General features: G+C 71.0%; 6 protein-coding genes. 3 read left to right on the top strand and 3 right to left on the bottom strand.

All coding sequences use genetic code 11. The features are described 5' to 3' along the window. On the top strand, nucleotides 1–677 hold a 677-nt coding region (locus tag Q0L11_RS05745; protein ID WP_296595985.1), incomplete at its 5' end, for a HAMP domain-containing sensor histidine kinase. Beyond that, a complete protein-coding gene (locus tag Q0L11_RS05750) occupies nucleotides 665–1,231 on the top strand; it encodes a response regulator transcription factor (RefSeq protein ID WP_296595986.1) in 567 nt (188 codons plus the stop codon). The genes Q0L11_RS05745 and Q0L11_RS05750, both read left to right, overlap by 13 nt. Nucleotides 1,232–1,459: 228 nt before the next feature. Here the strand turns inward: Q0L11_RS05750 and Q0L11_RS05755 are convergent, their stop codons facing one another. Together Q0L11_RS05755 and Q0L11_RS05760 are read right to left on the bottom strand one after the other, a co-directional pair. Continuing rightward, nucleotides 1,460–6,301 carry an NAD-glutamate dehydrogenase gene (locus tag Q0L11_RS05755; RefSeq protein WP_296595987.1) on the bottom strand — a complete coding sequence of 1,614 codons (4,842 nt, stop codon included), beginning with the start codon at nucleotides 6,299–6,301 and terminating at the stop codon, nucleotides 1,460–1,462. A 199-nt stretch (nucleotides 6,302–6,500) separates the two neighbouring features. Continuing rightward, entirely contained in the window at nucleotides 6,501–7,631 is a 1,131-nt protein-coding gene (locus Q0L11_RS05760; protein WP_296595988.1) for an AI-2E family transporter, read from the bottom strand. A 249-nt stretch (nucleotides 7,632–7,880) separates the two neighbouring features. Between Q0L11_RS05760 and Q0L11_RS05765 the strand changes: the two genes are divergently transcribed. Next, a complete protein-coding gene (locus Q0L11_RS05765; RefSeq protein WP_296595989.1) occupies nucleotides 7,881–9,392 on the top strand; it encodes a helicase HerA-like domain-containing protein in 1,512 nt (503 codons plus the stop codon). 121 nt (nucleotides 9,393–9,513) lie between these two features. Here Q0L11_RS05765 and Q0L11_RS05770 read toward each other — a convergent pair. Further along, nucleotides 9,514–9,942, bottom strand: a 429-nt coding sequence (locus Q0L11_RS05770; protein WP_296595992.1) for an SDR family NAD(P)-dependent oxidoreductase, incomplete at its 5' end; no start/stop codon positions are given.

Here is a 9,942-nt window from a genome sequence, read left to right on the forward strand (position 1 = left end):
TCCGCGCCGCCTCGCACGACCTGCAGCAGCCGCTGCAGGCGGCGGCGCTGTTCCTCGACCGCGTGAAGCCGGGCGGGCGCGCCGGCGAGCAGGTCGCCTCGCTGGGCGGGCTGCGACGCGCGCTCACGGCCGCCCGCGGGCTGGTAGCCTCGATGCTGGAACATCTGAAGCTGGAGGGCGGGGCGATCCAGCCCGACCTGTCGGACTTCCCGGCGGGCGAGCTGTTCGACCGGGTGATGCTCACCCAGGGCCCGGCCGCCGCGGAAGCGGGCATGCAGATCGCCCTGGCCGGCCACCGGATTCCGATCCACGCCGACCCGCTCCTGCTCGCGCGGGCGGTGGAGAACCTCGTGGCCAACGCCATCCGCCACTCGGGCGGCCAGCGCGTGCTGTTAGGCGCCCGCCGACGCGGCGGCGGGGTCACGATCTGGGTCGCCGACGACGGTCGGGGGCTCTCGCCGGGCGACGAGGCGCGGATCTTCAGTCCCTTCGCGCAGGGCGAACGTGTCGGCGCGACCGGCGGCTTCGGTCTTGGGCTCGCTTCGACCCAGGGCCTCGTGGAACTGATGGGTGGCGCGTGCGGCCTGCAGCCGGGGCTGACCCGGGGCGCCGCGTTCTACATCCGGCTGCGCCCGAACGGCGCCGAGCGAGCCGACGAGGTCAGATGCGCGGCCTGATCTGCGACGACCATCCGCTGATGCGGGAGGCCTTGGCCGCCGCCATGCGCGACCGTTGGCCGGGGCTGGATCTCGCCGAGGCCGGCGACTATCCGGCCGCGTGGGCGCTGGCCGAGACGCGGCCCGACCTCTGCCTGGTCGACCTCGGCATGCCGGGCGCCGAGCCGCTGGAGGGCCTCGCCGGCCTGCGGGCCCGGGCGCCCAAGGCGTTGCTGCTGGTGCTGACGGGCCTTACGGATCCGGCGCTGCTGGCGGCGGTGCGCGGCTGCGGCGTCGATGCGGTGTTCTCCAAGAACGCCGACCCGCAGGCGCTGATCGAGGCCATCCGCGCCGCCGCGCCCGCGCTGCAGGCGCTGGAGGCGCCCCCGCTGCCACCGCGTCAGCAGGAGGTGCTGGAACTGCTGGCCCAGGGCCTGACCAACAAGGAGATCGCGCGCCGCCTCGCGATCTCTCCGGCCACGGTGAAGATTCACGTCGCGCGGGTGACAAGCTGGCTGGGCGCCGTGAACCGCACCGACGCCGTGGCGCGCGCCCAGCGCGGGCGGATCATCTAGCCATCGACGAAACGGCGGCCTTCGTCGCATCGCGCTCGCGATCTGGCAGGCGCATCGCCGAGGGTCGCGGGGACGAAGCCATTCTCCGCCCGCCATTTCCCACGGGCCGGGAACCTGCCTCCGCCGCCGATGGCCCGGACACTCCCCGACCGGTCCCCTCTCAACGACGCCGGCAACCCCAAAGCCCTGGCCTCGATCGCGCGGCGGAGGCGGAACCCGGGCTTCCTCCTACCCCCGCCGCTTGCGCGCGCTCCCCGCCTCCGCCGCCAGCTCGCGCAGGGCCGCGTTGGCGATGGTGAGCTTGGCGAAGGTCCAGGCGCCGCCGCCGGCCTCGATCTCGTCCACCGTGCGCGTGGCCGCCCGCGCCTGCTCGGGCCGCAGGGCGACCCAGGCGGACACCGCCTGCCGGGCCGAGGCGTCGTCGTCGCCCGCCTGGGCGGCGCCGGCGAAGGCCATGATCGCGCGGGTGAGCTGGGCCTGTTCGGCCAGCAGGTCCTCGATCAGCCGGCGCAGGGCCGTCCGCTCGAAGATGTCGCCGGCCCGGAACTCGCCCGCCGCCGCCCGCAGGCGGTCGAAGGCGAAGGCCGCACCTGTCGCGTAGTAGAGCCGCGCCACACTGGGCAAGGGCCAGCTCGACGCCTCGGCGAGGTCCACGAGGTCGGCGGCGTTGGTCAGCGGGCCGAGCACCGCGGCCGCCTGGGCCATGGCGGCCGGGGCGCCGGCCTGGGTCAGGCGGTCGATCTGGGCGTCCACCGCCGCGCGCTCGGCCTTCGACAGGATCTCCGGCAGCAGGCCGTGCAGGCTCTTGAAGCCGGGCGCATAGCGGGCGGTGAGCTCGGCGACGCCCATCCCCTCGCGCCCTGCCCGCCGGGCCAGCCAGAACGTGGCGCCGCGCAGGCCCGCCACCAGCCGGCGGAACAGCGCCATCTGGCCCGAAGCCGGGATCTTGAGGTCCTGCGCCTCGACGGCCGACCAGAGGGTTTCGAAGTCCAGCGCCTGCTTCGCCGCCTCGTAGCCGGCGGTGAGGGCGACGACGTCGCAGCCGGCCGAGGTCATGGTCCGCGTCGGGAAGCTGGGCCCGCAGCGGTTGATCATGTCGTTCGCGACGACGGTCGCAATGATCTCGCGGCGCAGGCGGTGGCTCTGGATGGCCGCCTTGTACTTGCGCAGCGGCTTGGGAAAGTAGGCCTCCAGCCGCGTCTCGAAGAACGGGTCGTCGGGCGCGCGGGTGGCGACGATCTCGCGCTTCAGCTCCAGCTTGCCGTAGGCCAGCAGCACGGCCAGTTCGGGCCGCAGCAGGCCGCGGCCGGCCTTCAGCCGCTCGGCGATCTCCACCGCGTCGGGGAGGCCCTCGACCACGCGGTCCAGGCGGCCGGCGTGCTCGAGGTCGGCCATGAACCGCGCGTGCGGCTCCAGCTCGCCGGCGCTGTCCATCTCCAGCAGCGAGAGCGCGAGGGTCTGGTCGTAGTTATGGACCAGGACGTGGCGGGCCACATCGTCCGTCATGGTCGGCAGCAGCTTGTTGCGCTGGGCTCGGCTGAGCTTACCCTGCCGCTCCAGGATGCCGGTGGTGATCTTGATGTTCACCTCGTGGTCCGAGCTGTCGACGCCCGCCGAGTTGTCGATGGCGTCGGTCTCGACCCGGCCGCCCAGCGCGGCGAACTCGATGCGGCCGGCCTGGGTGAGGCCGAGGTTCGCGCCTTCCCCAACCACCTTCACGCGCAGGTCCGAGCCGTTGACGCGCACGGCGTCGTTGGCCTTGTCGCCGACCTCCAGGTTGGTCTCGTGGCGGGCCTTCACATAGGTCCCGATGCCGCCGAGGTAGAGCAGCTCGGCCGGCGCCTTGAGGATCAGGTTGATTACCTCGGCCGGCGACAGCGCGTCGGCTTCCGTGCCCAGGAACCGGCGGATCTCGGCCGAGAGGGGGATGGACTTCAGCGAACGGGAAAACACCCCCCCGCCCTTGCTGATCTTCTTCTTGTCGTAGTCCTGCCAGGACGAGCGCGGCAGGGCGAACATGCGCTCGCGCTCGGCATAGCTCTTCGCCGGGTCCGGATCGGGGTCGAGGAAGATGTCGCGGTGGTCGAAGGCGGCCTGCAGCCGGATCTGCTTCGACAGCAGCATGCCGTTGCCGAACACGTCGCCCGACATGTCCCCGCAGCCGACGACGGTGAAGGGCTCGGACTGGATATCCTTGCCCATCTCCCGGAAGTGGCGCTTCACCGCTTCCCAGGCGCCCCGGGCGGTGATGCCCATGGCCTTGTGGTCGTAGCCGACCGATCCGCCCGAGGCGAAGGCGTCGCCCAGCCAGAAGCCGTAGTCCTCGGCCACGCCGTTGGCGATGTCGGAGAAGGTGGCCGTGCCCTTGTCGGCGGCCACGACCAGGTAGGGATCGTCCCCGTCGTGGGCCACGACGTCCTTGGGCCGCACCACCTTGCCGGCGGCGTCCAGGTTATCGGTGATGTCGAGAAGGCCGGACAGGAAGGTCTTGTAGGCCCCGATCGCCTCGGCGCGCACGGCGTCGGGCGAACCCTTGGGGAGCTGTTTCGGATAGAAGCCGCCCTTTGAGCCGACGGGCACGATCACCGCGTTCTTGACCTGCTGGGCCTTCACGAGGCCCAGCACCTCGGTGCGGAAGTCGTCGCGCCGGTCCGACCAGCGCAGCCCGCCGCGCGCGACGGGGCCGAAGCGCAGGTGAACGCCCTCGACCCGGGTCGACCAGACGAAGATCTCGCGGAACGGCTTGGGCGCCGGCAGGTCGGCGAGCTGGCCCGAGGCGACCTTGAACGAGATGTAGGGTTTCACCGTGCCGTCGGCGCCGCGCTGGTAGAAGTTGGTGCGCTGGATCGCGCCGACCAGCAGGGCGAGGCGGCGCAGGACGCGGTCGTCGTCCAGGCTCTCGACGAGCTGCAGGGCCTCCACGATCTCGCCCATGACGGCCTCGGCCTGGGCCTGGCGGGCGTCGAGGTCGGCGGCGATGGCGGGGTCGAACTTGATGCGGAAGAGGTCGAGGATCAGCCGGGTGACGGCCGGATGGTTCGACAGCGCCTGTTCCTGCACCCGCTGCGACGGGTCCAGGCCCGACTGCTGGCGGTAGCGGCCGAGCGCCCGGACGAGCGCGGCGTCGCGCCACGGCAGCGACAGCTCCATGACGAGCCGGTTGAAGCCGTCGTTCTCGGTGCGGCCCGTCCAGACCGCGACCACGGCGTCCTCGAACGCCTCCTTGATCTCGGCGAAGACCAGCCCTTCGCCGCGCGGGTCCTCGATCTCGAAGTCGTGGACCCAGACCGGCGGCTGGCCCTCGGGCGAGACCTTGAAGCCCGCCTCGGCCATGGCCTTCAGGCCCATGTTCTCGAGGATCGGCAGCACGTCGGCCAGAGGCGCCGGTTCGCCCTTGCGGTACAGCTTGAAGCGGAACGAGAGGGGCCCGTCGGCGGCGGTGCGGTAGGCGCGGGCGGCGACCGCCTGGCCTTCGCCGAAGCCCTCGATCTCGGCCACGTCGGCCAGCGCCTCGGCCGCGTCGAAGCGGTCGCGGTAGCCGGCGGGGAAGGCGTCGCGATAGCGCGCCACCGTGGCGGCCACGGCGTCGGGGTCGCGGCCGCTGGCGCGCACGCCGGCGTCGAACCGGTCTTCCCACGTGCGGGCCGCCTCGGCGATCTCGGCCTCGACCTTGCGCAGGTCGGGCGTCAGGTGCCGGCCGGGCGTGAAGCCGATGATGAAATGCACCCGCGCCAGGGGGGTGTCGTTGAAGCTGGGATAGTAGGCCGAGAGCCGGCCGCCGTAGGCCGCCGTCAGAAGTTCGCCCGCGCGCTTGCGCAGGTCGGAATCGTAGCGGTCGCGCGGCACGAACAGCAGCACCGAGGCGAAGCGGTCGAAGGGGTCGCGGCGCTCGAACAGCTTCACCCGCGGCCGGTCCGCCAGGTGCAGGATGCCCACCGCCATCGACAGCAGCTCGTCCTCGCTGACCTGGAACAGCTCGTCGCGCGGGTGGTTCTCGACGATGTTGCGGAGGCGCTTTTCGTTGTAGCTCCCGGGCACGGCGCCGGCGCGCTTGATGACGCGGGCGACCTTCTCGCGGACCAGCGGGACCGTGTTGGCCGGCTGGTCGTAGGCCTCGGCCGTGAACAGACCGACGAAGCGAACCTCGCCGCTCGGACGGCCGTCCTCGCCGTAGCGCTTGATGCCGACGTAATCCATGTAGCCGCGACGGTGGACGCGGCTCTTCACGTTCGACTTGGCGATGGTGACGGCCGGGTCGCGGACGATACGGTCCTTCACCGCGCTCATCAGCACCGCCGGCTCGTTGGCCCGCCGCAGGACGGTGCGCTCGGGGTCGCGCAGGACGCCCAGGCCGTCCTTGGCCTGGTACACCGGCTCCTCGGCGGCGTAGTCGCCGTTCTTCAGCCGCGGGTATTCGTAGACGCGGGCGCCCAGGAACACGAAGTGCTGGGCGTGCAGCCAGTTGAGGAACTCCACCTCGTCGGGCCGCGCCTTGCCCGAGGCTTCCAGCTCGGTGACCGAGCGGGCCATCAGGTCGAGCATGGCCGGGAAGTCCTCGACCGCCGCGCGCACGTCGGTGAGCGTGGCCTTCACACCCTCGGCCAGCGCGCGTTCGCGATCGGGCCCGATGTTCTCGAGGAACACCTGGATCATGGACTCCCGGCGCGCAGCGCCGGTGTTCCCGCGCACGCCTGTGCGGTCGCGCTGAACTTCGACGATCGGGTGGAACATGGCCCGGACCGACAGGCCCTGGTCGGCGATCTCGCCCATGATGCTGTCGACGAGGAACGGCGCGTCGTCCTGCACGATCTCCAGGCGGTCGAGGTCGGCGCCCTGGGCCGGCACAAGGCGGACCTGCGGCGCGCGCCCGCGGCGGCGCTCGGCGAAGCGCCAGAAATCGGCGAGGTTGCGGGCGAGGTCTGCGCCGCTCAGCTCGGGCAGCTCGTCGGGCTGCGCGTCTTCGGCGGCCTGCTTGGCGAAAGCCTTCACGCCGGCGGTGGCGTCGTCGTCCTTGAGTTCGGTCTGGAGAGCCCTGGCGAGCCCAGATCCGGCGCGGGGGGCGCGGCTCATGACCGCGACTCCGCACCGGACGCGAGAACGGCGCCGGAGGAGAGTGTCCGGCGCCGCGTGCTTCCGTCGTGGGGGAGCGACGGAATGCTGGGTGCTCGCTGCGCCCGTGGGGTTGGGAAACGGACGCACCCGCCGAACGAATGTGTCGTCCGACCAACATCAGATAGGAAGGCGGCAGTCACAGCGTAAGTCCCAGCTCTCAAGTTCGTGAACGGCGTTTGGCGGCCGGTTTGGGGGAAGGCTTCGCAGGCCCCTTTGCGGAGGGCGGCTCGACGGGATGGCGCCTCAACGGTCCGGGCTCGCCGTCGGCGGACAACAGCACCGCGATCCAATGGGTTCCGGGAAACTGGGCCAGGATCACCATCATGACGGTGGTCAGCGGCGTCGACAGGAACGCCCCCGGGAGGCCCCACACGACGCTCCAGAACGCCAGGGCCAGCAGGAGGACGATCGGGTCCATGTTCAGGCTGCGGCCCTGCATCCGCGGCTGGACCACGTTGCCGACGAACATCCCGATCACCTGCAGCACACCGAACAGCACCGCCGCCTGCCAGAGGGTGTCGAACTGGACGAGGGCGAAGAGCGGCGGCAGCGCCACCCCAATGATCCCGCCCACGACCGGGATGTACGAGGCGATGAAGATCAGGATCGCCCAGAAGAGGGCGTTGTCGAGGCCCACGGCCATCATTGCGATCCAAGAGGCGACGGCGATCATCAGCCCGGTGACGGTCTGGACCCAGAGATACTGCTCGACGCCGTTCCGTATGCGCAGGAAGGCGTCGACCGCCTCCTGGCGCTCGGGCCGATTGGGGAACAGGTTGACGACCTTGCGCTCCCAGCCGCGCCGCGAGGCCAGGATGAAGCCCAGGTAGACCAGCACGAACGCCGCGGTGGAGGCGAAGCTCTGCAGCCCGCGCGCCAACTGGCCCAGGTAGCTGGCCGGATTGAGCTGATGGACGAGCTGGGTCAGGGACGGCGGCGCCTCCATCCCGACCAGGCCAGCCAGACGGGCGATGATGCCGTTGATCTTGGGCGTGTAGCCGACGAGCTGGCTCGCGAAATTGGTGGCGTTGTCGGCGATGAAGAACGTGGCGCCGCCGAAGATCACGATCGACAGTACGACCGCGAGCGGGGTGGCCGCGCGGTTCGACACGCCGGACAGGCGCGCCTCCAGCACCCGCGCGAACCCGTCGATCATCAGGGCCAGGAACATGGCCAGCGCCAGCGGCGTCAGGATGTCGGACAGGACGTAGAGCACCACCCCGCCCGCGATCGTCGCCAGGATCACCAGGGCGTTGCGCGAGACCGGATCGGCGGCGGGGGCGGGCATGCGGGCTTTCGGAGGAAAGGCTCGACGGCAATGTCGGCGGCGTCGGCGACGCCGTCAAATCGGGCGTGCTCTACCCCGGTTCCGTTCGGATTGGGAGCGGATTTGCCCCGCCTCTAGCGCATTTCGGCAAGGATTGTCGCCAAATCACCGGTGCGCCGGCGAGTCCACGCCGCCTCCCGCAACCATTGGGGCGTTGAGTGCGGCGAGCCCGGTGCTAGTCATGGACAGACGAACGGTGAGGAGCGAGCGATGGCCGGCGAAGGCGTGCTGATCGGATATTCGGACCATCCGGAGCTACTGCTCCTCAACCGCGCGAACCGCCACGGCCTGGTGGCCGGCGCGACCGGCACCGGAAAGACGGTGACATTGCAGGTCCTCGCCCAGGGCTTCTCCGACGCAGGGGTGCCGGTCTTCGCCGCCGACGTGAAGGGCGACCTCTGCGGCATCTCCGAGCCGGGGACGCCGAACGAGAAGATGCTGGCCCGCGCCCAGGGGATGGGCCTCACGCTGAACCCGGCCGGCGCGCCGGTGGTGTTCTGGGACCTGTTCGGCCAGGCGGGCCACCCGATCCGCGCGACCGTGTCCGAGATGGGTCCGCTGCTGATCTCGCGGATGCTGGAGCTGAACGACGTGCAGGAGGGCGTGCTGACCGTCGTCTTCCGCGCCGCCGACGAGGAAAGCCTGCTGCTGCTGGACCTTAAGGATCTGCAGGCCGCGCTGAGCTACGCCTCCGACAACGCCAAGGAGCTGTCGGCCCGCTTCGGCAACATCTCCCCCGCCACCATCGCCACGATCCAGCGCAAGCTGCTGGTGCTGGAGGACCAGGGCGGCACGAACCTGTTTGGCGAGCCGGCGCTGCAGCTTTCCGACCTGATGCGCACAGACCCGTCAGGCCGCGGCTTCGTCAGCCTGCTCGCCGCCGACAAGCTCATCGCTAGTCCCCGGCTCTACGCCACCTTCCTGCTGTGGCTGATGAGCGAGCTGTTCGAGGAACTGCCCGAGGTGGGCGACCCGGACAAGCCGCGACTGGTGTTCTTCTTCGACGAGGCGCACTTGCTGTTCCGCGATGCGCCGAAGCCGCTGCTGGAAAAGGTGGAGCAGGTGGTGCGCCTGATCCGCTCGAAGGGCGTCGGCGTCTACTTCATCACCCAGAACCCGGCCGACATCCCCGAGACCGTGCTGGGCCAGCTCGGCAATCGCGTCCAGCATGCGCTGCGGGCCTACACGCCGGTGGAGCAGCGGGGCCTGAAGGCCGCCGCCGACAGCTTCCGGCCCAACCCGGCCTTCGACACCGCCGAGACGATCCAGGCCCTCGGCGTCGGCGAGGCGCTGGTCTCGGTGCTGGACGAGAAGGGCGCCCCGACGGTGGTGCAGAAGACTCTGGTGCGTCCGCCGGTTTCGCGCCTCGGGCCGATCACCCCCGCCGAGCGCCAGCAACTGATGGGCGCCAGCCCGGTGCGGGGCCTGTACGACCAGGCGCTGGACCGCGAGAGCGCCTACGAGGTGCTGCAGAAGCAGGCCGCCGCGAAGGCCGAGCCGGCAGCGCCCCAGCCGCCGCCCGAGCGTGGCCCCTGGGCCGGCGACGACGCTTCGGGCCAGCCCGCGCCGCGCGCGCGCGCCTCCAATCGCCAAAGCATGGGCGAGGCCTTCGCCAAGTCGATGCTGCGCACCATCGGCAGCCAGGTCGGCCGCGAACTCATCCGCGGCGTTCTGGGCGGCCTGGTCGGCTCCAGCCGGCCCACGCGGCGGAGACGGTACTGAGCTTCAATTGCTCCCCCCTCGGGGGAGCTCCCGGCAAAGCCGGGTGAGGGGGTCCTGCCCAGCGTTCTGAGCGGACCCCCTCCACCACTTCGTGGTCCCCCTCCCCCGACGGGGGAGGAATTTACCGCGGCGCCATCCGGATGGCGCCGTCGAGGCGGACGTCTTCGCCGTTGAAGTAGGGGTTGGTGATCATCTGCAGGGCCAGCGAGGCGTAGTCCTCGGCGTTGCCGAGGCGCTTCGGGAACGGCACCGAGGCGGCCAGCGCCTCCTTCACCTGCGGGGGGGCCGCATTCATCAGCGGGGTGTTGAAGATGCCCGGCAGGATGGTGTTCACGCGGATGCCGTCGCCGGCCAGGTCGCGGGCGATGGGCAGGGTCATGCCGACCACGCCGCCCTTCGACGCCGAATAGGCCGCCTGGCCCATCTGGCCGTCCTCGGCCGCCACCGAGGCGGTGTTGACGATCGCGCCGCGCTCGCCGTCGATCGGCTCCAGGTCCAGCATGCCCTTCGCTGACTTGGCGATGCAGCGGAACGTGCCGACGAGGTTGAT

It is taken from the genome of Phenylobacterium sp. (assembly GCF_024508875.1).
In the GTDB taxonomy this organism is placed as follows: domain Bacteria; phylum Pseudomonadota; class Alphaproteobacteria; order Caulobacterales; family Caulobacteraceae; genus Phenylobacterium.

What these genes read in the sequence shown, in the direction of transcription:
- Q0L11_RS05765 (WP_296595989.1), top strand. Translation starts at nt 7,881, where the DNA reads ATGGCCGGCGAAGGCGTGCTGATCGGATATTCGGACCATCCGGAGCTA.
- Q0L11_RS05750 (WP_296595986.1), top strand. Translation starts at nt 665, where the DNA reads ATGCGCGGCCTGATCTGCGACGACCATCCGCTGATGCGGGAGGCCTTG.
- Q0L11_RS05760 (WP_296595988.1), bottom strand. Translation starts at nt 7,631, where the DNA reads ATGCCCGCCCCCGCCGCCGATCCGGTCTCGCGCAACGCCCTGGTGATC.
- Q0L11_RS05755 (WP_296595987.1), bottom strand. Translation starts at nt 6,301, where the DNA reads ATGAGCCGCGCCCCCCGCGCCGGATCTGGGCTCGCCAGGGCTCTCCAG.